Raw genomic sequence first — 23716 nt, forward strand, 5'->3', positions numbered from 1 at the left:
AAGCCATATCCAAGCCTTGAAGATCGGTACAACGCATTGCTCAGTGGCGATGTCGATCTGGCCTATGGCCTAGAGGGAAGCGATCTCGACGAATTAGAACGGCGCGGATTTGTAGTCACTGAAAGCCAGGTGCCCTATGTCTGGTACTTCATTTTTAACATGCGCGATCCGGTCCTTCGTGACGTCCGAGTCCGTCGCGCGATCGCGCATGCGGTCGACCGGGATACGCTGAGCAACGAAATCTTTCGCGGACACACGAACGTCGCATCCGGCATGCTGCCGCCTGCTTCACCGTCCTTCGATGAAGAGTATAAATTTCCTTATGAATTCAATCCCGAGCGTGCGCGGCAGCTTTTAAAGGAAGCAGACGTCCCGCCGGGTTGGCGATTGCGCATCATGGCGGCAAAAGCTGGGTCTGGGCATTCCGTTCGGATTTGCGAGTATCTGGCGAAGAGTCTTGCGGCGATTGGGTGGGGTGCAGAGATTGTGTGGACAGAAAACTGGATTTCGTATTGCAACGAATGGCGATCCGGTTTGCCGGATGGCGCTGGTGTCTCACAGATGAGTTGGGGTATGTCCTGTGATGTTTGGCTTGAGCAGGTGCTGCATTCCCGAAATAGTTCGCCGTTCGGATTCAACGCAGGATATTACTCCAGTCCCGCCGTAGATGATTTGCTGGACAAAGCCCGACGAACCCAGAACGATGATCAACGTGGCCAGCTGTATCGAGAGGCCCACGCACAGATCATGGACAATCTGCCGGTACTGCCAATACTAAATTTGCAGCGTGGCAACGTTTGTTATCACCCCCGGGTCAAGGGTTTTCGCAATCCAAGGCAGAATTGGCATTCTTTCAAGAATGTATGGACGGATTCATTTGAGCTCCCACTGTGATGCCACAAACGAGGTCTTTGCCGAACCCCTATTTGAGCTTTCCATGGAGGCGGCTTCGGTGCTGCCGACACCACGTTGAAATAAGAAGCGTAGTCGATTGCCGGCAACCAGCCAGAATCCTGGTGATTGTCTCCAAATTAATGACAAAGAAACTGTTATTAAATATTGACGCCATTTTGCATGTATGCGAGCATTCTTGCGGTGGCGGGATAGCCACCCTCAATCTCGTGCCACGCTCAGGATAACTCCTGCCAGCACACCTAGACGGCACGCGATATTCTCAAAACCGAAACATTTTCACCATCGGGGATGACTGCTGTCTTGCATGTGGGCGGCAGTCTCGAAGGGCGTGAAAGTTATAAGGGCAAGGCAATGAAATTTACAGGTCCTCCTGGATAAGGGCGAAATATCGGGATCCGGAAACACAAGGGTCCCGGATAGCACGAAAAGATCGCGGCCCATATAAGCCTCTGATCATCCGAAAAACGACTTCGAAAAGGCGAGGCATCTCGTGTATCTGACCAACAGGGAAAGCGACCGACTGCTGATTTTCGCGGCGGCGGAGATGGCTCGGCGCCGCTTGGCCGACGGCATACGGCTAAACTTGCCGGAGGCCAGAGCTGTAATAGCCGATGCCATCCACGAAGGGGCCAGAAGAGGGAGTTCGGTCTCGGAATTGATGGCGTTGGGTCGTACCGTATTGCAACCCAAGGACGTTCAGCCGGGCGTCGTGCCGCTTCTGGAAATGCTAATGGTCGAGCCGATGTTTCCGGACGGTCAAAAGCTCGTGTGTGTCCACGACCCCCTCGGCCTGCCGCAGGATAGCGAGGAGGAGGACAAACCAGGCGGCTATCGCCTCGCGAAAGAAGGGATAGAGATTAATGTCGGCCGTGCGACTACGCGTGTAGTCGTTCGCAATTTTGGCGACCGCTCCATTCAGATCGGCTCCCATTTCCACTTCTTCGAAATAAACCCCGAGCTGGAATTTGACCGGGCCGTAGCCTTTGGCTTTCGTCTCGACATTCCGGCGGGAACAACGGTGCGGTTCGAGCCGGGGGACGAGAAGACAGTCGACCTTGTCGCGATTGGCGGCGAGCGGCGCGTCGAAGGACTTAACAACCTGACCGATGGAGACCTGGACAACCCGGAGGTGAAGCGCAGGGCGGTTGCACGCGCAGCAGCCGAAGGGTTCAGGGGAGCTCACCATGGCTAAGATGCTGTCGCGCCGTCAGTATGTCGAACTGTACGGGCCCACGACGGGAGACCGGATCCGTCTCGGGGACACGGATCTCTGGGCGGAAGTCGAGCGGGATCTCCTGGTTCCGGGGGACGAACTCGTCTTCGGGGCGGGAAAAACCCTGAGAGTGGGCTCCGGCTGTCATGGCCACATCACTGCGGCAGACGGTGCACTCGATCTGGTGATAACGAATGCCACGATCATCGATCCGGTCCTCGGCATCATCAAGGCCGACATAGGAATCAAGGACGGCCTGATCGCCGGGATCGGCAAGGCCGGCGACCCCCGCATCATGGACGGGGTGGACCCGAAGCTGATCGTCGGTACCAACACGGACGTTCGCGCAGCGGAGGGTCTGATAGTTACGGCCGGCGGCATTGATTGCCACGTCCACTTCATAGATCCGGGCCAGTGCGAAGAGGCACTGGCCAGTGGCATCACCACCCTGTTCGGGGGTGGGCTTGGGGCCACCACCGTTCCGATCGCCTCTACCGGCACTGTAAACCTCGGACATATGCTCCAGGCTGCCGAGGCGTTCCCGCTTAATTTCGGCTTCTTCGGAAAGGCGGCCTCGGACAGTCATAAGCCCCTGATAGAGCAACTTGAGGCAGGCGCCGCAGGGCTGAAAATTCATGAGGATTGGGGCGCCACAACCGCCGTGATCCATTCAGCACTGGTGGCTGCTGAAGAGGCTGACGTGCAGATTCAATTGCACACGGATACGCTGAACGAGTTTGGGTTCCTCGAGCGGACCTTGAAAGCAATCGACGGCCGCACCATTCACGCATACCACGTCGAAGGTGCCGGCGGGGGGCATGCCCCCGACATCATCAAAGTGTGCGGCTTCGAAAACGTCCTGCCTTCGTCGACTAATCCGACTAATCCATACACCGTCAATACATTCGACGAGCATTTCGACATGGCGATGGTCAGCCATCACCTCAATCCAAGATTGCCGGAGGATATTGCCTTCGCCGAATCCCGGATCCGGCACGAAACCATCGCCGCCGAAGGTGTGCTCCACGATATTGGCGCCATTAGCGCCATAGGGTCGGACTCGCAAGGGATGGGACGCATTGCCGAAACCATCGCCCGCACCTGGCAGACCGCATCAGGCATGAAGGCCCAGCGCGGAGCCCTCCCAGAAGACGTCGGCAGCAGCAACGACAACACCCGGATCAAGCGATTCATCGCTAAATACACCATCAATCCGGCGCGCATGTTCGGCGTGGACAAATATGTTGGCTCGCTCGAAACTGGCAAACTAGCCGACCTCGTGTTCTGGAAGCCAGGGCTGTTCGGGATCAAGCCGGAGGCTGTCTTCAAGTCGGGCTTTCCCGTTATGGCGGTGATGGGTGAGGCAAACGCCTCTCTCAATTGCTGCGAGCCGCTGCGTTACCGGCCTCAGTGGGGCTGGTTCGGACGCGCTGCTCAGTCGCTTTCGGTGCGCTTCATGTCCCAGCACGCGATCGACCGTAATATTGCCGGAAAGCTGGATCTGCGAGCACGTTGCGTGCCTGTGTCAGGAACACGAAAGCTTTCCAAGCGAGACATGCTCTGGAACGACAAAGTTCCGGAGATAACGGTAGATCCGGATACTTACAGAGTGGAAGTTAACGGTGAGCACTGCACGTCGCTTCCGGCCAGTAAGGTGCCGCTTGGCTCCCTTTATACGTTGAAATAGGAGAGTTTTATGTCCGCAAAGGCCGTTCGCATCGGCATCGGTGGTCCCGTAGGCTCCGGGAAGACGAGGCTAATCGAGCGTCTCCTCCCCCTCATCCACGAGGCAGGACTGAAGCCCGCGGTCATCACCAACGATCTTGTGACTCTGGAGGACGCTATGCGGGTCAAGGCGAGCGGTCTCATTGAAGAGACTCTGGTCGTCGGCGTTGAAACCGGCGCGTGCCCTCATACCGCGATCCGCGAGGATCCTTCTGTCAACATTCAGGCCGCTGACGCGTTGGAACGCGACAACCCGCTTGATCTGATCCTTATCGAGAGCGGCGGGGACAATTTGGCGGCGACATTCTCCTCCGAACTCGTCGACTATTGGATCTTCGTGATCGACTGCGCCGCAGGCGACGACATACCGCGCAAGCGGGGGCTTGGAATGCTCCAGGCCGATCTCCTTGTCGTCAACAAAATTGACCTCGCTCCGCATGTGGGCGCTGATTTGAACCGCATCCGCCACGACGTTCAGGTCAACCGCCCTCAAAAGACGACTATCTATACGAATTTGCGGTCGCCGGAGGGTGCCTCGGAGGTCTTTGCCACCCTAAAAAGGGATGCCTTGTTTGGCGTGCGGTTCATTGATCGGGCATGACACGCTCGTCCGGCCTACTCGACCTGGAATTTGCAGCCGACTGCCGGGGGAAAACACACTTAATGCGGCGGATCCAGAGCTTTCCCTTGCATTTCACCACACCCCTTTTTCTGGACGAGAGGCAGCCTGGCATGGCTTTCGTTTATGTCCAGAATCCCTCGGGCGCGGTGTTTAGCGGCGACCAGCTGGAACTTCGGATTGCTGCGCGCGGCGGTGGAAAGCTTCATGTCACCAGCACGTCCGCGACCAAGCTCCATCGCATGCTCGACGGATCAGCGGTTCAGAGGGTGCTGCTGGAGGCAAAACAGGGGTCATACATTGAGTACCTGCCGGACCAGCTCATCCCGCAAGCCCAATCCTCCTACGATCAGGAGACTACGATCGATCTCGATCACGGATCCATGCTCATTGCGAGCGAGATCATTGCGCCGGGACGTTTGGCCCGCGGCGAAATTTTCGCGTTCACCCGCCTCAAACTGGAAACGCGAATTAAGGTCGGCGGAACCACGCTTTTCATGGACCGCATACTCATGGAACCGACGACGATGCCTATCAATATACGAGGCGTCCTTGGCTCCTTTCTCTACTCGGGAAACCTGCTGGCGCTCACCCCAGGAGGCAACGCAAAGGGCATTTACGATGCCGCTTCGTCTCTGGACATGACCGGGGAGGATTTTCGATTGGGCGTGGGCGCTCTCCCCGGAGCGGTAGGCATCGTCGTCCGTATCCTCGCCCGGTCGTCCTCAACGATCACACGTCTCATGGAAGACGCTTGGTCACGGATTCGAATGCAGATGATTGGGGCGCCAGCGCCATCTAAGAGGAAATAGGTCCCATGCTTATCTCGAACGGAATAGTTGGCGCCTGGGATGCAGCGCAACGCCGCGCCGGTACATTGGATTTCCTTGACGTGCCTTGGGCGGAGGCCGGCAAGCGGCGGCTTCGGCGGCGCACGAAGGGCGGACTCGATTTCGCGATATCTATGCATCACAGCCAGTACCTTTTTCACGGCGCCGTCCTATTTGACAACGAGGATAACACGGTGGTCGTGTGCAGGCCCGAGGAGCTCGCCCTCATCGTTGACCTCAGCCAGACTAGCTCGGTTCCGGATATTGTTCGGCAGGCCGCCCTTATCGGCCACGCATTCGGCAACCAGCACGTACCGGTTGAGGTGGACGGTTGCTCCATCCTCGTGCCGATGCTGTCGAGTGAGGACCTCATGACGAAGACGGTTCGAGACCTCCATCTCGGCGAGTTGTCGCTGCGTTTTGACTACGTTCGGCTAGGTGCCTCTTGCCCCCTTTTGATGACAGGGCACGCCCATGAATGAAATGTGGGCAGGAACCGCGATAGACACGAGTTTCCTGATGGCCCTTCAGTTGTCCGACAGCTCGCTGCCGATCGGGCGTTATGTCCATTCCAGCGGATTGGAGGGAATTCTGGGGGAGCTTCCAAAGAACTCGGCTCAAATCGCGGAAGTCGTCAAAGCGGTGCTGCTCCACGGATCGGGCTGCTGCGACGCTGTTGCAGCCGCTCATGCTCATCGCATGTTTTCGGTGGCAGATCTCGACCAATTGCATGAAGTCGACGAGCGTCTTCTAGCCACAAAGCTGTCGGTTCCGGCTCGGAAAGCATCGACCTCGTGCGGTCGCCAGCTGGCGAAACTCGCCCTTCAGGTCTGGCCGCACGAAATGCTCGATCCGTTCTGCCGCGAAGTGCAGCTGCGTGAGACCGGCAACCTCGCCGTCGTCGCAGCAGCCGTTTCGGCTTCTAGGGGAATAGGCATTGAGAACACGCTCCTAGCGGAGTTGCGTGGCACGGCAAGCGGCCTCCTTTCGGCAGCCGTGCGACTCGGCCGGATGGGATCGGCCGAAGCGCAGGTTCATCTCTGTCAATGTGTCCCGACCATTGTTCGGGCTGCAGAAAGGGCCCTGCTCTTGGATTTGGACGATATGAGTTCGACCACGCTCGAATTGGATATTGCGATGCTGCAGCTTCAGCGTAATCCACTGCGTCTGTTTGCAACCTAGCAGGGAGGCACGAGATGTCCGGCATTGGCGAGCTCGAGGAGTCCTATCGTTCGGAAGGTACATGGCCGGTTGGTGTACTATACTCAAGAAGCGGGATCACAGCGATTGCTGAGACTTCACAGTTGCAGGGAACGTTACTCGCCATTTCGGAGATAAACGTCGCAGGCGGTGTACTTGGAAAGCCGATTTCTCCATTGATCCTGGATCCGGCTTCCGATCCGCAGCGCTATACCCAACTCGCCAGTTCGCTCCTCATGGACCGCGGCGTGACCAACATATTCGGCTGCTCGGCGTCTTACAGCCGAAAGGCTGTGGTTCCGGTAGTCGAGCGTCGCGGGGGCTTGCTCTGGTATTCGATCGGCTACGAGGGATTTGAGTATTCGTCCAACGTCATCTACACCGGGCCTGCCCCCAACCAGTTGCACCTGCCGCTCGCCGAATATCTGTTTCCGCGCTTCGGACGAAAGCTGATGTGCGTCGGCACGGACTATCTCTTCCCGCGAGAATCCAACAGGATCATGCGCGACCTCCTGTCCGAAATCGGGGGTAGTGTCGTCGGCGAATACTATTTGCCGTTCGACGCTCAGAGGGATGCATTTCTGGATGTGATCAGGGAAGCGCGATCGCTCGGCGCCGATGTCATCTTCTCAACGGTGGTGGGGCCGGGAATCGCAGCACTTTACGATGCATACGCGACCGAGAAACTAGATCCGGTCGAAATGCCGATCGCCTCCCTTACGACCAACGAGGCACACCTCCAAGAAATGTGGTTCGAGCCCCGGCCGGGCCACATTGTCTCCGCGCCCTATTTTGAAACGGTGCAGTCGCCGCGAAATAGCTCTTTCGTTGCCAATTATCACCAACGTTTCGGAGCCAAGCGCCCGGCCGACGCCTGTGCGGAGGCTGCCTATTTTACCGTGTTGCTCTTTGCGCGAGCGCTGGAACGCTCGGGAACGCTTGATCCGGAACGGCTTCGCGCAGAGGTGCTCGGCCTCGAGATCTCGGCTCCCCAGGGCGTGGTCATGGTCGATCCGGACAACGCCCATACCTACCTCTGGCCTCGAATCGGGATGACGGAGTCGGGGCGAAAATTCGGGGTCGTCGCGGAGTCCAAGAGGGCGATGAAACCGGACCCGTACCTTGTGAACTATGTGGGCCTTGGCCGCATCGAGGAGATCGACAATGTCCGGTGAGGCGCTGATCCGTGAATTGCGTAAACTTCGAGCATGTGTGATCCATCCACGGGATTCGGACTGTGATGAACTTGTCCGCCACTTGAAGCGGATCGGATGCCAGGTCGACACCCTGTGGCCGGTACCCGATCGTTGGCCGGCTCATGCCGATGTCGTCTTTTGCCTTTTCGCAGGCCACCCTTCACTCGATGGGAGGACCCTGAAGAGAAGCCGCGACGGCACCCTCATCGGCATCGTCGAATATGAGAGCCCCACAATCGTCCGCGAACTGCTTGAAGCGGACGTGCATGCCGTCATCGGCAAGCCCATCCACCCCTTCGGCATAATGTCGACGTTGACGGTGGCAAGTTCACGTTACCGGTTCGAATGCCGGCAGAACAGTAAGATCGCGAAGCTGGACGAAACCCTGCGGTCGCGTCGCGTCGTGAACAACGCGGTCCGCCTCCTCGCTGCGGAGCGATCGATCAGCGAGGAGCATGCGTATCAATGCATCCGGCGGTGGTCCCTGGAAGGACGCGCATCGATGACCAAGGTCGCCGACCAGGTTCTGGCCTGCGGGTCGGAGTTGAGCGATCCAAATTTTCGATTTAAGCCGAAGGAAGCATTATGATGGCATCTCCAAGCACCCCTGACTCTGTTCTTCGCGTCGCCCTTGACTGGGAGGTGGACGCGATCGATCCCCCCGCCTCGTTTGGCGGTTGGAATACTGGCAGAGTTGTCCAGCAGATGTTCGAGAGCCTATATGAGGACGATCTGGAGGATGAAGTAGCCTGTCCGACGCGGCTTGTCCCTGCGCTTGCCACTTCGGTCGAGATCTCGGGCGACGGGCTTCAGTATTTGTTTCGCCTGCGGGAGGACGTGCGGTTCCACGATGGAACCCGGTTCGATGCTGATGCCGTTCGGTTCAATATAGACCGTATGTGGAATCGTGAGGCGCCTCAATATTCCCCTGTGGCGGCAGATTACAACCGAATTGGACTTGAAGCATTGAAGTCCGTGGAAGTCTTGGCGCCATTTACGATCCTACTCACGCTAAAGGAGCCCTTTCCAGAGTTCCTCCGTTATATGACACAGGAGGACGCACCAGGTGCGCATGTCTTCATCAGTCCAACGGCCCTGAAAAAACACGGCAATTCAGGCATTGCCGACCATGCGCCGGGCACCGGCCCANCAGGAGGACGCACCAGGTGCGCATGTCTTCATCAGTCCAACGGCCCTGAAAAAACACGGCAATTCAGGCATTGCCGACCATGCGCCGGGCACCGGCCCATTTCGTATCGACAATCGCTTTTCAACAGCTTTCGGCAGTGGCGTTCGGCTACGGCGGAATGAGGATTACTGGGGTGGTACGCCCAAGCTCAAAGGTATTGAGTTCAAGCCATATCCAAGCCTTGAAGATCGGTACAACGCATTGCTCAGTGGCGATGTCGATCTGGCCTATGGCCTAGAGGGAAGCGATCTCGACGAATTAGAACGGCGCGGATTTGTNAAGCCATATCCAAGCCTTGAAGATCGGTACAACGCATTGCTCAGTGGCGATGTCGATCTGGCCTATGGCCTAGAGGGAAGCGATCTCGACGAATTAGAACGGCGCGGATTTGTGGTCATTGAAAGCCAGGTGCCCTATGTCTGGTACTTCATTTTCAACATGAACGATCCGGTCCTGAGGGACGTTCGAGTGCGTCACGCCATTGCACACGCAGTTGATCGGGAAGGATTGAGCAATAGCATCTTCCGTGGACACACCACCGTCGCATCCGGCATGCTACCGCCTGCTTCGCCGTCCTTCGATGAAGGGTATAAATTTCCTTATGAATTCAATCCCGAGCGTGCGCGGCAGCTTTTAAAGGAAGCAGACGTCCCGCCGGGTTGGCGATTGCGCATCATGACGGCGAGCGCCGGCTCTGGCCAGCTCGTGCCCACCCGAATTTGCGAGTATCTGGCGAGGAATCTTGAGGCGATCGGATTCGGCGCAGAGATTGTGCGGACAGAAGACTGGGTTTCGTATTGCAACGAATGGCGATCCGGCTTGCCGGCTGGCGCAGGCCTCTCGCAGATGAGTTGGGGCATGTCCTGCGATGTTTGGCTGGAGCAAGTGCTGCATTCCCGGAACATCTCGCCGTTCGGGTTCAATGCAGGATATTACTCCAGTCCCGCCGCGGATCGCTTGCTAGACAAAGCTCGGCAAGTCCAGAGCGACGATCAACGAAGCAAGTTGTATCGAGAGGCCCACGCACTGATCATGGACGATCTGCCAGCGCTGCCAATGCTGACTTTGCAACGTGGCTCCGTCTGCTATCACCCCCGAGTCAAGGGTTTTCGCAATCCAAGGCAGAATTGGCATTCGTTCAAGAATGTATGGACGGATTCAGACATTTGATCGAACCAGTTTGAAGCAGAATAGCGCGAGCCTTGTGCGCTCTCCATGGAGGCGGCCTTCGGCGTGCTGTCGACACCACGCCGAAAGTGGGAGGCAGTCATGATTACCGACAACAACCCGAATGGAAGGAGACTGAAGATGAAAAGAACTCCGATTACCGCATTGGCCGCTATGGCCATGCTAGCCGCAAGCTCGACGATTGCCACCGCCCATGTGGGGGTTGGCGATAGAGGTGGCTTTGCCAATGGCTTCTGGCATCCGATCAGCGGCGTCGATCATGTGCTCGCCATGGTCATGGTCGGTCTGTTCGCCGCGCAGTTGGGCGGGCGGGCGCTGTATCTGGTGCCGGCTGCCTTCGTTTCGGTCATGGCCATTGGCGGCGCCGTCGGTTTCGCTGGCATGCTGGTACCCTTTGTCGAGCTTGGCATCGGCCTGTCGATCGTCGTGCTCGGAACCGCGGTCGCGCTTGGCTTTAGAACCGCAATTGCCGTTGCCATGGCGCTGGTTGGCTTCTTCGCCTTCTTCCACGGCTACGCCCATGGCGCCGAGATGCCGGAAACCGTCAATGGCCTTGCCTACGGTACTGGTTTCGTTATTGCGACCGCGCTACTGCATGCCTGGGGCCTTGCCCTCGGGCTGCTGATGGCCAGCAAGGCCGGCGCGCGTGGCGAAACTCTGGTCCGTGCCACAGGGGCCCTTGTTGCGGTTGCAGGCGTCTCCCTGGTCACCGGCGTTATCTAGCAGGCTGTGGAAGAAAGTCCGTTTGCGGGCGACGAAGTCTGCTTCGTCGCCGCCATGGAAGCAGAGTAACCATTCGGCCGGGGCCGCGGTAGCTATGATTTCGGGCGACGGTTTTTCTGCGGTGGGTTTCGGCGGTGCGTGACCGGCAGCCCTGCGCTCTCGACGATATGCCGAAGTTTGCCGATGCCGTCTTCGTGAAGACGACGATAGGTTCGCTTATAGTCCGGTTGGAAACTCACGGGTGAGGGGTTCTTCGTAGCAGGTTGCTGCCCATGGCGAGAGCGTGAAGCATCTGATTGAGTCGAATGTATTACCATCGTGTAGCGACGACATGCTGCGTGACGTGAGGGGCTCGCACCACTGGGCAGGCCCGCTGCAGTCGTTTGGGCATGAGGTGAAGCTAATCCCTCCTCAATATATCAAACCGTACGTCAAGCGCGGTAAGAACGATGCGGCCGATGCCGAAGCCCTGTACGAGGCGCTGAGCCGGCCGACAATGCGGTTTGTGCCGGTCAAGACCGCCAAACAACATTGATGCTGGTTGGCCTGCGCGACCGGCTGATCCGCAATCGCACGGAGCTCGCCAATGCGATCCGCGGCTATGCGGCAGAATACGGGCTGATCGCTGCTAGGGGGGTGCGCAAGATCGAACCGCTGCTCGAGCGTATCGCGGCAGATAAGAACTACCGGATTTAGCGCGGGAACTCTTCGCGCTCCATGCCAAGGAACATTTGCAGCTGCAAACACATCTGAAAGACGTCGACGCCAAATTGATGGCTTGGCATCGGGCTGCGGAGTGCAGCCAGCGCCTGGCGCAAATCCCCGGTATCGGCCCGATCGGTGCGTCGCTACTGATGTGAAGACGCCGGCACCTGAGATCTTTCGATCGGCCGGTCACTTTGCCGCCTGGCTCGGCCTAACGCCGAAGGATCATTCAACTGCCGGCAGGGTCAGGTTCGGCGTGATCACACGCGCCGGCGACGACGCCTTGCGCAGCGTGCTGGTGGCCGGGGCTATTGGCATATCCAAAACGCGGCCGAGGCGTCGTCTCACCCCTGGCTCGTCGGCCTTCTCAAGCGCTGGCCGCCAAAACTCGCCGCCGTGGCGCTAGCGAACAAGATCGCGCGCATTGCCTGGAGGCTAATGGTAAGCGGGGATTGTCTACAAAGCAAAGCCTATACCGCCAGCCTTAGCGCGCGCCGCATAGAGATCGGCCAGACACGGGGAACATTTCTACTGGTGTGATCGATCGATCCGAAACGCGAGACACGCCGTTGACCCCATTGGTCATTGTAGACCGCCATGATGTTGGGAACTTGGGTCTCGGATCGATCGTTCAAATCATTGCTCAACAATCTTGCGAGAAGGGTGCCGTCCACATATGGGCTCAAGAGAGCGAGGCCTCTTTCGCCCGAGGCATCGTTTTTCACCGGCGCATTGTGGGTCGCGGATAGAAATATATGACGCGCCGATGGCAAACATAAAGTTCGGCAGCGGTCTGACGTAAGGACTTTGGCGGGCCGTGGGATAAATACATTGTTGCAGACGATTGCGGCATACCCGCTTCTCGATTAGCCAAGTGTAGGGGCGTCCTGTGCTGAACCCTATCCAATAGTTTCGCCCAACAAATTCTTTACTACGAAATCGGCAATCGCCCCTTCAGCGGGACGATTTTCCGCGGCAATCCGCCGAGGTGCCCTTGAGCTTTCGATGCCATTGGACTCGATCCGCTGCAGACTGCGCCGTGCGTCCCTCATGGAGTAAGGCTTGGAGATCCGTTGCCTGTCGCTTTGTGTCCCGACATCATGGCAACACAACAATCCTCTTGCGGGGCGGCTAACGGCAACCTTAGAGACGGCCCCCAGCAAAGCTCCCCCCTCGGCTTAATCCACTATCCAGATATGAGCCCAGCTACTCGGCAGCCTCAGCGTGCCGCGTAAGCGGCGCGACGCGCGCCGCGCAGTATTTGAACTCTGGAATCTTGCCGTAAGGGTCAAGCATCGGATTCGTCAGCTTGTTGGCCGGGCTTTCATTGAAGCAGAACGGCATGAACACCATGCCATCAGCGACCTCGCGGTCGGCGCGCAGAATTGCCTCGACCGTGCCGCGCCTAGTCTCGACCTGGACAACGTCGCCTATCGACAGGCTGAGCCGCTCAATCTCATAGGGGTTCATGGCGGCAATGCCGTAGGGCTCGATGGCGTTGAGCACGCCCGCGCGTCTAGTCATGGCGCCGGTATGCCAATGTTCGAGCATGCGGCCGGTGGTCAATACCAGCGGATACTCCTCGTCCGGTACTTCGTCGGGCGGCAGAAGATCGGTCGGCACAATGCGGCCACGCCCATCAGCGGTCGGGAAACCCGACGAGAAGACGATCTCGTTGCCCGGCACGTCCTCGCCATCGGCCGGATAGATCACCGACCCCTCACGCTCGATACGATTCCAGGAGATATGCTTTAGCGACGGCATAACCCTCGCCATCTCGGTGTAGACCTCGGAAACGTGGTTGTAGGTCCAGTCGACGCCCATGCGCCTGGCAAGGTCGATGATCAGGTCCAGGTCCTGACGCGCCTCGCCCGGCAGGTCGAGCGCCGGCCGGCCGATCTGCACCTGCCGGTTCGTGTTGGTAAAGGTGCCAAGTTTTTCGGCATGCGCGGAAGCCGGCAGCACGACATCGGCGTGCCACGCGGTTTCGGTCAGGAAGATGTCCTGCACCACCAGATGGTCGAGCTTGGCAAGGGCGGCGCGGGCATGGGTCTGATCGGGGTCCGACATCGCCGGGTTCTCGCCCATAATGTACATGCCCTTGATCTCGTCGGCATGGATGGCGTCAATGATCTCAACCACAGTCAGGCCGCGCTTGGGATCGAGCGTCTGTCCCCAAAAATTCTCGTACTGGCCGCGAATGTCGATATTTTCGACCGACTTGTAGTCCGGGTAATACATCGGGATCAGGCCGGCGTCGGAAGCGCCCTGGACGTTGTTCTGGCCGCGCAGCGGGTGGAGGCCGGTGCCCGGCCGCCCGACATGGCCAGTAATCAGCGCAAGCGCGATCAGGCAGCGCGAATTGTCAGTGCCGTGGGTGTGCTGGGAAATGCCCATGCCCCAGAAGATCATCGAGCGCTCGGATTTGGCATAGGTGCGCGCGACATCGCGCAGCACGCTTGCCTGGACGCCGCAGACCTCGGACATAGCCTCGGGCGAGAAATCCTTGACCTTAGCCTTCAGCGCTTCGAAACCGCTGACGTTGGCCTGGATATATTGCTCGTCATAGAGCCTCTCATCGATGATGACATGCAGCAGCGAATTCAGCATGGCGACGTCGCTGCCCGGCCTGAAGCGCAGCGAATGGGTGGCGTGGCGCATCAAATCCTGGCCGCGCGGGTCCATAATGATCAGCTTGGTGCCGCGCTTGACCGCCTGTTTGAAATAGGTGGCGGCGACAGGGTGGTTGGTTGTGGGACGTGCGCCGATGATGATGACGCATTCGGCCTTCAGCGCATCCATGAATGGCGCCGACACTGCACCCGAGCCGACACCCTCCATAAGGGCCGCGACCGAGGAGGCGTGGCAAAGCCGGGTACAGTGATCGACATTGTTGGTGCCGAACGCCTGGCGAACGAACTTCTGAAATAAGTAGGCTTCTTCATTGGAGCCCTTGGCAGAGCCGAAGCCGGCCAGCGCCTGCCCGCCATGCTCGTCGCGGATGGTCTTCAGACCGCCAGCGGCGCGATCCAGCGCCTCTTCCCACGTTGCTTCTCGAAAAACCGTCAGCGGATCGACATTGCGCATATCGGCATCGCCGGATTTCGGCGCATCGTCGCGGCGGATCAGCGGCTTGGTCAGTCGCTCCGGCGACATCGCGTAGTCGAAGCCGAACCGGCCCTTGACGCACAGACGGTTCTCGTTGGCCGGCCCATCGCGGCCGTCGATCTGGACGATCCTGTTGTCCTTGACGGCGACGCTGGTCTGACAGCCGACGCCGCAGAACGGGCAGAGTGTATCGACGACCTTGTCGAATCCCTGGATGACGCGGGTCTTGCCGAGCTTGTCCATAAGCGTCTTTTCGTAGAGCGCGCCGGTCGGGCAGGCCTGCACGCATTCACCGCAGGTTACGCAGGTCGACAGACCCATCGGGTCGTGCATGTCGAAGACCGGGATTGTATGGCCGCCGCGGTCGGCCATGGCGATGACGTCGTTGACCTGGACCTCGCGGCACGCGCGCACGCAGGCGCCACAGGCGATGCAGGCATCGAGATTGACGGCGATGGCCGGATTGGAAATGTCGAACTCGGCGACATCGGCGGCATCGAACTTGGACTCGAACCGGTCGCTGCCGGAAATCCCCATCGACGAAGCCCACTGCCAGAAAGCCGACTGGTTATCGGGGCCGTCATTGGCGGGCCGCATGTTGCTGGCCAGAAGTTCGAACACCATTTCGCGCGACTTCTCGGCGCGCTCAGTATCAGTCTTTACCACCATGCCGGCAGTCGGCTTGCGAATACAGGAGGCTGCAAGCACCCGTTCGCCCTCGATGTCGACCATGCAGGCGCGGCAATTGCCGTCGGTGCGGTAACCGGGCAGATCGACATGGCACAGATGGGGGATACTGGTGCCCTCGCGCTTTGCCACGTCCCAGATGGTCTCGCCTTCGGCTGCGGCGACCGCCTTGCCGTCAAGGGTGAATTCGACCTTACCCGTCATCTCAGATGTCCTCACGGAAATGCGTCAGCAAGTGGTTGACCGGATTGGGCGCGGCCTGACCTAGGCCGCAGATGGAAGAATCGCGCATAACCGTTTCCAGGTCGCGCAGCCCAACCTCGTTGAGCGCTCCGTCCTTCTGCAACAACGAAACCATCTTGCCGGTTCCCTCACGGCACGGCGTGCACTGACCGCAGCTCTCATGCTTGAAGAATTTCAGCAGATTGACCGTCGCCGCCTTGGCGTTGTCCTTGTCCGAGAACACCACCACGGCATGCGAACCGACAAAGGCGCCCTGCTTGGCCAGCTCGCCGCCGAAATCGAGCGGGATATCGCCCATCGACGCCGGTAGCATGCCGCCTGAAGCGCCGCCCGGCAGATAGGCCTTGAAGACATGGCCGTCCTGCATGCCGCCGCAATGATCCTCAATCAGTTCGCGCACGGTGACGCCGGCCGGGGCCAGCTTGACGCCGGGGTTCTTGACGCGGCCCGATACCGACCACGACCTAATCCCGGGATGGCCGGGCTTCCCGAGCGCTGCAAACCATTCCGCGCCCTTCTCGATGATGTCGCGGATCCACCACAGCGTCTCGACATTGTGGTTGAGCGTGGGACGACCAAACAGACCGACCTCGGCGATGTATGGCGGGCGGTGGCGCGGCAGGCCGCGCTTGCCCTCGATGCTTTCCAGCATGGCGCTTTCCTCGCCGCAAATATAGGCGCCGGCGCCGCGCCGCAGCTCGATAAAGCCCGGCTTGGCGATGCCGGCCATTTCCAACGCTTCGATCTCGGTGCGTAGAATATGCAACACCGCCGGATATTCGTCGCGCATGTAGAAATAGATGCGTTCGGCTTCGACCGCATGTGCCGCAATCAGCGCACCTTCCAATGTGCGATGCGGGTCGCGTTCGAGGTATACGCGGTCCTTGAAAGTGCCGGGTTCGCCCTCGTCGCCATTGATCGACATCAGCCGCGGGCCGGGATAAGAGCGGACGAACTCCCATTTCTTGCCGGCAGGAAAGCCTGCGCCACCAAGGCCGCGGAGCCCCGCGCTTTGCATGGTGGCGATGATCGCCTCGGTGGCAAGGCCGCCATCTCGCACCTTCTGGAGAAGCTTGTAGCCGCCAGCCGTCCGATAAGCCTCAAGCGTCGTGTAGCCGGGCACCACGACCTTTGTGTCGCCGGACTTCGCCATTCCCAGCAAGCTCTCAACTGTGGCGTGATCGACTTCGTGGTCGCCGATGCGCGCGGCCGGTGCGCCAGCGCAGCGACCCATGCAAGGGGCGCGAAGGACACGAACTGCGCTCGGGTCGATGCCGGTCGCGAGCTCGGCAACCAGATTTTCGGCACCCGCCAGCATGCAGCTGATGGAATCGCAGATCCTAATCGTCAGCGGCGCAGGTGGCGCCTTGCCTTCCTTGACGACATCGAAATGATCGTAGAACGAGGCAACTTCGTACACTTCGGCCTGCGAAAGCCGCATGTCTTCGGCAAGGGCCCGCAAATGGGCAGCCGAAAGGCAACCATACTTATCCTGGATGAGATGCAGAAACTCGATCAGCAGATCGCGCCGCAGCGGCTTGGCCTCCAAAAGCGCCCTGACATCCGCGAGCGCGCGATCATCGAGCCCGCGGCCCTTGGGCCCACGATCGCGGCGGCGGCGAGGTTGAACTGTCATGCTCTCTCTCCCTTTACGTCATTTACTTCGCGGCGGGCTCAACGAGAGACCATCGTGATTTCACTAGAAGGCGCAATGTTCCTCACGCCACACCAATTTTCAGTGATTCCGAACGCGGTGCCTAGATATGCAAGCCCACCGCAGGGCACGAAAGCATATCCAATATTGAGGCAGACGACCTCACGGGTCCATTTGCCTTTCGATCAAGAATATTATCCGGTCGCCGTCCTGCGCGGTATTCTCAATGCGATCCCGGGTTTCGCTAATTAGATGGGGAATGTCAATAGCCGACAAAGGGTCCGTGCAATGGACTTCGAGCCTATCGCCCGGTCTGATCGCGCTAAGAGCCTTGCGGGTCTTCAAGGCCGGCAGGGGACATTTCAGCCCAGTGAGATCAAGCTTTATCGTTGTCATGGGCGGAAAGTATAATCTTCCTCAGTCGAGGCCAAGCACAAAACATGTAGCTAATAGAGCACGCTAAGCCGGATTCGAATGGTGGCTTTCAGACCAGGCTAGAATAGGGCAGAAATGTAACCGTCTGGCCGCGGTCAACGCTTGTCGTCTCCTCGCGAAGCTCGACAAGGCCATCCGTTTCCACAAGCGAGGACAGAAGCCCAGCTCCCTCGCGCGGGAATTTTACCGCCTCGATAGCGCCGTCTGCGGCCTTGCGCAGACTGACGCGCACATATTCGCGGCGGCCGGCCTTCTTCCTGTAGGAAAAGGCGGCGCGCAACGGGACAGCGACAGGCGTCTGTGGCGGCGTGCCGGAGAGCGCCAATATGGCCGGACGGGCAACATGGACAAAAGTGACGTAGCTCGCCACCGGGTTTCCAGGCAACCCGACAAATGGGGTCCCGCCAATCACCCCCATAGCGACGGGGCGGCCGGGCTTGATGGCCATGCGCCAGAAAACCAATGTGCCGACGCTTTGCACCGCCGCCTTGACATGATCCGCGTCGCCGGTCGACACGCCGCCGGACGTAAGGACCAGATCATGCGTTGCAGCAGCGCTTTTGAGCACAGAAGCGGTTGAGCCGGGATCGTCGCCGAGAATACCGAGATCTGCGATTTCGCACCCCAGGCGAGCCAGCATGGAAATCAGCATGAATCGATTGGAATCAAAAAGCTGCGTCGGGCCGCGCTGGGCGCCGGGCGCAACGATCTCGTTGCCGGTTGAAAAGACGGCGACCCGGATGCGCCGGCGAACCTCGATTTGGGTCAGGCCAAGGGCAGCTGCGAGCGCCACGTCCTGCGGCCGCATACGGCGCCCTGCCTGTAGCACGATCTGTCCGGCAGTGACGTCTTCGCCTACCGGGCGGACATTGGCGCCGCGCTTTAGGCCAGGCGGCAGAATAACGCGGCCCTCACAGTCGAGGTCCACATCTTCCTGCATGAAGACGGTGTCTGCGCCGGCTGGCATGGGTGCGCCTGTGAAGACGCGGACAGCCTCGCCGGGCGCGGCTGCGACAGTTGCGGCAGCGCCTGCATGAACGTGACCCGCCACGGCAAACGCCTTATGCGCACCGGACGGAAGGTCGGTGCCTCGCAGGGCATAGCCGTCGACGGCGGAATTGGTGAAAGGCGGCAATGGCAGCGGCGCGACAATATCCTGCGCGAGGACGCGTCCGTCGGACAAGACGAGCGAAAGAGCTTCGGTCCCTTCCACCGCACCCAGGCGAGCGGCGAGCAGAGCCATGGCGTCGTCCACCGGCAACAGCGGCCCGCCGAAGGCAAAGCAGTCATCCGAAAGTTGCGCCATCGTCCAAACTCCACCTTTTCACCATCTCTTGAACCATTGGGCATTCGTGACCTATCACCACATAAGGCTGACGCGCGAGCCATTTCGTGTAAACGTCACAAACAGTTTCCGACTGCAATCTCGTCGGCCGGCACATAAACGAGAACGCCATGAAATATGTTAAAGAGCGCTCCGACATCGCGGCCATCATGCCCAATCCGGGGGATTCGCGGCTCACTGAGCGAGTGAGCGGGATCGACCAGACGGGCGCGGCAGTTGAAGTCACGGTGCCGGTCGAACGCGCGTTGACGCTTTATCTCAATGCGCAGGAGATTGTTACCATGATGACGATCAACGACTATCCGGACTATCTGGCTCTCGGCTATTTACTCAACCAGAACATGCTCAAGCCCGACGATGTCGTCACGGAGGTCGAATATGACGATGACCTCCAGGTCGTGGTCGTGCGTACCGATCGCAACACGAATTACGAGCAGAAACTGAAGAAGCGGACCCTGACTTCGGGCTGCGCGCAGGGCACCGCCTTCGGCGATCTGATGGAGGCTGTGGAGGATATTGAACTGCCGAGCGCTGAATTGCGGACCTCCTGGCTCTATCAGATGACCCGTACCATCAACACCACACCCTCGCTTTATCTCGAGGCCGGCGCGATCCATGGCTGCGTGCTGTGCAGGCAAGGCAAGCCGATCTGCTATATGGAGGATGTCGGACGCCATAATGCCGTCGACAAGATCGCCGGCTGGATGTATCGCCATGGTGTCGACCCTGCTGACAAGATCTTGTACACGACGGGCCGGCTCACCTCCGAAATGACCATCAAGACGGTGCGAATGGGCATTCCGATTCTGATTTCGCGCTCAGGTTTCACCGCTTGGGGAGTGACATTGGCGCGGCAGGTCGGATTGACGCTTGTCGGCCGCGCGCGCGGCAAGCGGTTTACGGCGCTTTCCGGGCAGGAGCGGATCGTCTTCGATCAGGATATTTCCGCCGTCGACGAGGAACAGGCACGGCACGCACGCAAGGGCGCCGAAAATGACGAATAAGCTGCCGCAGATACTCGGCGTGGTTCTGGCGGGGGGACTAGCGCGCCGCATGGGTGGCGGCGACAAGCCGATGCGCGAGATCGGCGGGCGCACAATTCTCGATCACGTCATCGAAAGGCTTTCGCCGCAATGCGACGAGCTGGTGCTGAACGCCAATGGCGACCCGGCCCGCTTCGCATCGTTCGGCCTGCCCGTGCTGGCCGACACTGTCGCGAACTACCCGGGGCCCCTCGCCGGTGTGCTTGCCGCGCTCAACTGGGCGGCGGAGAACAGGCCCCAAACCCTTTGGGTGGTCAGCGTCGCCGGGGATTGCCCATTCCTGCCCGACGATCTGGTCGAGCGCTTCCGACGGGCACAACAGGATGAGAGCGCCGAACTTGCTGTCGCGTCGTCGGGCGGGCGGTCGCATCCGGTGATCGGCCTGTGGAGTGTGGCGCTGCGTCACGAATTGCGCGATGCGCTGGTCGAAGAGAACCTGCGCAAGATCGACCGCTGGACGGCGCGCTATCGGCTCGCTACCGTGTCATGGCCTATGGAGCCGGTCGATCCGTTCTTCAACGCTAATACAGTCGAGGATCTTTCCGAGGCCGAACGACTGGCAAAACTGGCCGCAGGTTGATTCAAGCCGGATGAAAACCGGATTCTTCCATCGCAGTACGGCTTGCGGGTGATTGTAAAGCGGCCAGGAATGCCTGCACCGCCGGCCGCGACTTACGCATCGAGACCAACGCGAAATCGTATTGTTCTTCGGTCAGCGCGGTGAAGACGAGGCCGGTGGCGTGGGCGACGGGCGCAATGGTGACACCCCAATCGGCGCGCCTTTGCACCACCGCTGCCGCGACGGCATTGTGCGAGCGTGGCTGGTTCCAGTAGCCGTCCGGTCGGGCCTGCCCGAGCAATCTGTCGATGAGGATGCGGGTTCCCGCACCCTGATTGCGGTTGACCATCATGCAGGCCGGATCGCCAAGGGCCGCAGCAAGCGCGTCGTCAGAAGACTTGCCCTCGAAGCGAGTATCGCCCGGCCGAAAGACGATGCCCTGCATGCGCCGCCAACCGGGCACGAGTTCGAGCCCGTCGCTCAGGAACGGTGCGTTGTAGGTCTGGGTCCTGTCGTCGAAGAGGTGGATCGGTGCCAGGTCGCATTCGCCGCGCCGGGCCGCCGCCAGCCCACCAAGGCTCCCGACGGCAAGCGATCGGGTAGACAGGCCGGCGCGCGCAAGCGGCGCCAACACCAAATCGAGCCCGGTACAATGACTGCCAATGATGACGAGATCCGGCACCCTCACATGCGGCGTAAACAGCGTTACCTGGACTAGGGCGCCAGCAGGCATGTGGTCGGCAAGCGCGTCGATGCGCACGAATCCGTCAGCCTGCGCAAACGAGGTAACCGCGCCGGAGCCCTTGCCTGTCGGATAGGCAACCAGCCCGTTTTCGCCTTCGACCAGCGACACCATGACGAATTCGGTTCGGCCAAGTTCTGAACCGATGCGCAGCGGAATTTTTGCCATCACCTGCGTCTCGGCCCTAGGCGGTAGGCCGGCCATGCGGCGCAGCACTGGCACGATCATGTCGTGGAAGGTGAACATCGCCGAGGTCGGGAAGCCCGGCAGGATGACGACGGGCTTGTCATCGCAGACAGCAAGGCACAGCGGCTTGCCGGGCTTCAGCGCCACACCGTGCGCGATGATGCCGGGTTTGCCGAGGCGGGAGATGATGCGGTGGCTGACATCGCCGGCGCCCTTCGAAGACCCGCCGGACAGGATCAGCATATCTGAAGCCTTAAGTGCCTCGCGCATGGCGCTTTCGAGCAGAGCTTCGTCGTCCACAATAGCGCCGAAAAAGACCGCCTCCCCGCCATTTTCGGCGATTGCCGCGCTGACAACCGAGCCGTTGGTGTCGTAGACGGCAGCGGGGCGCAAGAATTCGCCTGGCTGGACGAGCTCGTCACCGGTCGACAGCACTGCAACGCGAGGCCTGCGTGCAACAGCGACGCGCGAAATGCCACAGGTGGCCAACATGCCGATTTCCCGCGAGCCAATCTGCGTCCCCGCGCGAAGCAAAACCTCGCCGCGGGCAATGTCGGATCCGGCATAGGATACGAATTGGCCAGGCGCTGCGCTGCGCCGGATCTCGATGGCGTCATCTCCCGCAGGCTGGGTATGTTCCACCATGACGACTGCATCGGCGCCGCGCGGTAGCGGCCCACCTGTCGCGATTGCGGTTGCGGTGCCGACCTGCACGGTCTCGGCGGGCGCCACGCCGCAGGAGATGATTTCTTCATTCAACGAAAGACGCACGGAGGCTGCTTCCGACGCGGATGCGATATCCGCGGATCGCACGGCAAAGCCATCGACATTCGAACGGTCGAAAGGCGGCGCGTCGACTGGCGCAACGATATCGCGGGCCAACGCCAGGCCGAGCGCATCGGCCAGCGGGCGCTCTTCTTGGAGCACGTCGCGTGGAAAGAGCGCCGCCTCAAAGCGGGCCATCGCTTCCTCACGCGACAGGATGGTCAGGAACTGGTCTTGGCCAACACCTTGCCGCTGGCGGGAAGTTGGTGACTCAGAAGATTCGGTCATGTCGGCGTCCTTATCTCAGGCCACCCGCAGTGGAAAGGCCTCGACGGGCATGCCCGCGGCATATCCCTCGCAGTTGCCAGCAATGGCAAGCCATGCATCGGCCATGCGAAGATGGTCCAGCGACAGATCACCAACACCAAGTGGGATCCAGGCGGACTTCTCCTGTCTGAGCAGCGCGATCTCGGTCATGCCGACTGCCGAGGATATCTTGCGCGCCAGCGGCAGCACGGTGCCGGACCTGCCCGTGCGGCCGATCAGACGGTCAAGTACTGGCTGCAGCAGCGCATTATAGGCCGCTAAAGCCTGATCTGGCGCGCCGGGCAGCGCTATGATCGGAAGGGCGCCCAGTTTGCCGATCGCCGCAGTGCGGCCGGGCCGAAGCGCAATGCCGTGCGCAATCAATGCGCCGCGCATCGTCAGCGCCTCGGCGGTGGCGTCGGAGCGACCAAAACCGGTGCCGCCGACGGTAACAATCAGGTCGCATGGGTGGGCATCGAGCGTATCGGTGATCGATCGTGCATCGCGCGCGGCAGTTTCAACCGAAACGCGTGCTCCCGTTGCCTGCAGCAATTCGGCGATGAACTCCACCGTCAGCAAATTGCCATCGATTGCCGCCACATCGATCAGGCGGACATTCGGCGAACGCACCGCAACCCTCTCAAATCCGGCGGCGCGAGCGGCCAGAAGATCGGTGGCGGATAGGGGCCGGCCGGCGATTGTGGCGGGCCGGCCAGCGGCAATGTCCTCTCCGGAACGACGGGTGCCCTCGCCGGGAATCGCATCCGCGACGGCCTGTGCTACTGGGCCTGCGCACTCGACCAGATCGGCTTCCAGCACGCAGTCGCAGCCATCGGGAAGCGCGTCGCCTGCCTCGGCCCACACCGGGGCGTTCATCAAAGGAACCGGCGAATAGGGCGATGCGCCGGTTAGATCGAGCGAACGCAGCGCCCAGCCGTCGATCACGGCCCTGTTACACTCAGGCAGCGGCCTTGCAAGCGCTGTCATTTCAGCAGCAATACGACCCCTCGCCTGCGCAAGCGGCACGGAGGTGAGGGCGACTGGAACCAAGCCGTCGAGCAGTTCGGCGAGCGCCGATTCGAGGCTGGTCAGCGTGCGGTTCGAAGGCTGCGTTCTGCTCATGCCCAATGATGGGCCCGC

19 protein-coding genes and 1 pseudogene are annotated in these 23716 nt (G+C 60.1%); 14 read left to right on the forward strand and 6 right to left on the reverse strand.

Going from position 1 to position 23716, the window contains the following annotated elements; translation table 11 throughout:
• The 12 genes and pseudogenes from ASD12_RS18280 to ASD12_RS18340 all read left to right on the forward strand — a co-directional run.
• Positions 1-894, forward strand: an 894-nt coding sequence (locus tag ASD12_RS18280; protein WP_244482888.1) for an ABC transporter substrate-binding protein, incomplete at its 5' end; no start/stop codon positions are given.
• Between the two features lie 511 nt (positions 895-1405).
• Entirely contained in the window at positions 1406-2107 is a 702-nt protein-coding gene (gene ureB, locus ASD12_RS18285; protein WP_056589003.1) for an urease subunit beta, read from the forward strand.
• Positions 2100-3815 carry an urease subunit alpha gene (gene ureC / locus ASD12_RS18290; RefSeq protein ID WP_056589008.1) on the forward strand — a complete coding sequence of 572 codons (1716 nt, stop codon included), beginning with the start codon at positions 2100-2102 and terminating at the stop codon, positions 3813-3815. The genes ureB and ureC overlap by 8 nt, the downstream gene beginning before the upstream one ends.
• A gap of 9 nt (positions 3816-3824) precedes the next feature.
• The gene (gene ureG / locus ASD12_RS18295; RefSeq protein ID WP_056589011.1) at positions 3825-4454 is read left to right on the forward strand and encodes an urease accessory protein UreG; all 630 of its coding nucleotides are present in this window, start codon (positions 3825-3827) and stop codon (positions 4452-4454) included.
• Complete coding sequence (locus ASD12_RS18300) at positions 4451-5284, forward strand: urease accessory protein UreD (RefSeq protein WP_082525515.1); 834 nt, start codon at positions 4451-4453, stop codon at positions 5282-5284. The genes ureG and ASD12_RS18300 overlap by 4 nt, the downstream gene beginning before the upstream one ends.
• A 5-nt stretch (positions 5285-5289) precedes the next feature.
• Positions 5290-5784 (forward strand): hypothetical protein, encoded by a 495-nt coding sequence (locus ASD12_RS18305; RefSeq protein ID WP_056568219.1) that lies wholly within the window; start codon positions 5290-5292, stop codon positions 5782-5784.
• A complete protein-coding gene (locus ASD12_RS18310) occupies positions 5777-6484 on the forward strand; it encodes an urease accessory UreF family protein (RefSeq protein ID WP_082525516.1) in 708 nt (235 codons plus the stop codon). Before ASD12_RS18305 ends, ASD12_RS18310 begins: the two co-directional genes overlap by 8 nt.
• Before the next feature lie 14 nt (positions 6485-6498).
• Positions 6499-7677, forward strand: a complete 1179-nt coding sequence (locus ASD12_RS18315) for a transporter substrate-binding domain-containing protein (RefSeq protein WP_056589019.1) — start codon at positions 6499-6501, stop codon at positions 7675-7677.
• Positions 7667-8287 (forward strand): ANTAR domain-containing protein, encoded by a 621-nt coding sequence (locus ASD12_RS18320; protein ID WP_056589022.1) that lies wholly within the window; start codon positions 7667-7669, stop codon positions 8285-8287. The genes ASD12_RS18315 and ASD12_RS18320 overlap by 11 nt, the downstream gene beginning before the upstream one ends.
• Positions 8287-8847: ABC transporter substrate-binding protein (locus ASD12_RS35060; protein WP_244482889.1), on the forward strand; the 561-nt coding region annotated here is incomplete at its 3' end. The genes ASD12_RS18320 and ASD12_RS35060, both read left to right, overlap by 1 nt.
• Before the next feature lie 1348 nt (positions 8848-10195).
• On the forward strand, positions 10196-10798 hold the full coding sequence (locus ASD12_RS18335; protein ID WP_056568228.1) for a HupE/UreJ family protein: 603 nt from the start codon (positions 10196-10198) through the stop codon (positions 10796-10798).
• 349 nt (positions 10799-11147) lie between these two features.
• A pseudogene (locus ASD12_RS18340) lies at positions 11148-12043 on the forward strand (IS110 family transposase); the annotation flags it as partial.
• Between the two features lie 666 nt (positions 12044-12709).
• Here ASD12_RS18340 and fdhF read toward each other — a convergent pair.
• The 4 genes from fdhF to glp form a co-directional block, all read right to left on the reverse strand.
• The gene (fdhF, locus tag ASD12_RS18345; protein WP_056568093.1) at positions 12710-15502 is read right to left on the reverse strand and encodes a formate dehydrogenase subunit alpha; all 2793 of its coding nucleotides are present in this window, start codon (positions 15500-15502) and stop codon (positions 12710-12712) included.
• A 1-nt stretch (position 15503) separates the two neighbouring features.
• On the reverse strand, positions 15504-17177 hold the full coding sequence (locus ASD12_RS18350; protein WP_056568096.1) for an NAD(P)H-dependent oxidoreductase subunit E: 1674 nt from the start codon (positions 17175-17177) through the stop codon (positions 15504-15506).
• 180 nt (positions 17178-17357) lie between these two features.
• A complete protein-coding gene (locus ASD12_RS18355) occupies positions 17358-17591 on the reverse strand; it encodes a sulfurtransferase TusA family protein (RefSeq protein WP_056568099.1) in 234 nt (77 codons plus the stop codon).
• An 88-nt stretch (positions 17592-17679) separates the two neighbouring features.
• The gene (gene glp, locus ASD12_RS18360) at positions 17680-18936 is read right to left on the reverse strand and encodes a gephyrin-like molybdotransferase Glp (protein WP_056589031.1); all 1257 of its coding nucleotides are present in this window, start codon (positions 18934-18936) and stop codon (positions 17680-17682) included.
• 149 nt (positions 18937-19085) lie between these two features.
• On the opposite strand from glp, the gene fdhD reads away from it, so the two are divergent.
• Both fdhD and mobA read left to right on the forward strand, forming a co-directional pair.
• The gene (gene fdhD / locus ASD12_RS18365; RefSeq protein WP_056589034.1) at positions 19086-19979 is read left to right on the forward strand and encodes a formate dehydrogenase accessory sulfurtransferase FdhD; all 894 of its coding nucleotides are present in this window, start codon (positions 19086-19088) and stop codon (positions 19977-19979) included.
• Complete coding sequence (gene mobA / locus ASD12_RS18370; protein ID WP_056568107.1) at positions 19969-20598, forward strand: molybdenum cofactor guanylyltransferase MobA; 630 nt, start codon at positions 19969-19971, stop codon at positions 20596-20598. The genes fdhD and mobA overlap by 11 nt, the downstream gene beginning before the upstream one ends.
• 1 nt (position 20599) lies before the next feature.
• Here mobA and ASD12_RS18375 read toward each other — a convergent pair whose 3' ends face one another.
• Positions 20600-22558 (reverse strand): molybdopterin biosynthesis protein, encoded by a 1959-nt coding sequence (locus ASD12_RS18375; protein ID WP_056568110.1) that lies wholly within the window; start codon positions 22556-22558, stop codon positions 20600-20602.
• A gap of 15 nt (positions 22559-22573) precedes the next feature.
• Complete coding sequence (locus tag ASD12_RS18380) at positions 22574-23698, reverse strand: molybdopterin-binding protein (RefSeq protein WP_056568113.1); 1125 nt, start codon at positions 23696-23698, stop codon at positions 22574-22576.
• Positions 23699-23716: the final 18 nt, after the last annotated feature.

This window comes from Mesorhizobium sp. Root102 (assembly GCF_001425625.1).
In the GTDB taxonomy this organism is placed as follows: domain Bacteria; phylum Pseudomonadota; class Alphaproteobacteria; order Rhizobiales; family Rhizobiaceae; genus Mesorhizobium.

Coding starts and splice junctions, on each gene's coding strand:
- ureC (WP_056589008.1), top strand. CDS start 2,100: ATGGCTAAGATGCTGTCGCGCCGTCAGTATGTCGAACTGTACGGGCCC.
- ureG (WP_056589011.1), top strand. CDS start 3,825: ATGTCCGCAAAGGCCGTTCGCATCGGCATCGGTGGTCCCGTAGGCTCC.
- ASD12_RS18300 (WP_082525515.1), top strand. CDS start 4,451: ATGACACGCTCGTCCGGCCTACTCGACCTGGAATTTGCAGCCGACTGC.
- ASD12_RS18305 (WP_056568219.1), top strand. CDS start 5,290: ATGCTTATCTCGAACGGAATAGTTGGCGCCTGGGATGCAGCGCAACGC.
- ASD12_RS18310 (WP_082525516.1), top strand. CDS start 5,777: ATGAATGAAATGTGGGCAGGAACCGCGATAGACACGAGTTTCCTGATG.
- ASD12_RS18315 (WP_056589019.1), top strand. CDS start 6,499: ATGTCCGGCATTGGCGAGCTCGAGGAGTCCTATCGTTCGGAAGGTACA.
- ASD12_RS18320 (WP_056589022.1), top strand. CDS start 7,667: ATGTCCGGTGAGGCGCTGATCCGTGAATTGCGTAAACTTCGAGCATGT.
- ASD12_RS18335 (WP_056568228.1), top strand. CDS start 10,196: ATGAAAAGAACTCCGATTACCGCATTGGCCGCTATGGCCATGCTAGCC.
- fdhF (WP_056568093.1), bottom strand. CDS start 15,502: ATGACGGGTAAGGTCGAATTCACCCTTGACGGCAAGGCGGTCGCCGCA.
- ASD12_RS18350 (WP_056568096.1), bottom strand. CDS start 17,177: ATGACAGTTCAACCTCGCCGCCGCCGCGATCGTGGGCCCAAGGGCCGC.
- ASD12_RS18355 (WP_056568099.1), bottom strand. CDS start 17,591: ATGACAACGATAAAGCTTGATCTCACTGGGCTGAAATGTCCCCTGCCG.
- glp (WP_056589031.1), bottom strand. CDS start 18,936: ATGGCGCAACTTTCGGATGACTGCTTTGCCTTCGGCGGGCCGCTGTTG.
- fdhD (WP_056589034.1), top strand. CDS start 19,086: ATGAAATATGTTAAAGAGCGCTCCGACATCGCGGCCATCATGCCCAAT.
- mobA (WP_056568107.1), top strand. CDS start 19,969: ATGACGAATAAGCTGCCGCAGATACTCGGCGTGGTTCTGGCGGGGGGA.
- ASD12_RS18375 (WP_056568110.1), bottom strand. CDS start 22,558: ATGACCGAATCTTCTGAGTCACCAACTTCCCGCCAGCGGCAAGGTGTT.
- ASD12_RS18380 (WP_056568113.1), bottom strand. CDS start 23,698: ATGAGCAGAACGCAGCCTTCGAACCGCACGCTGACCAGCCTCGAATCG.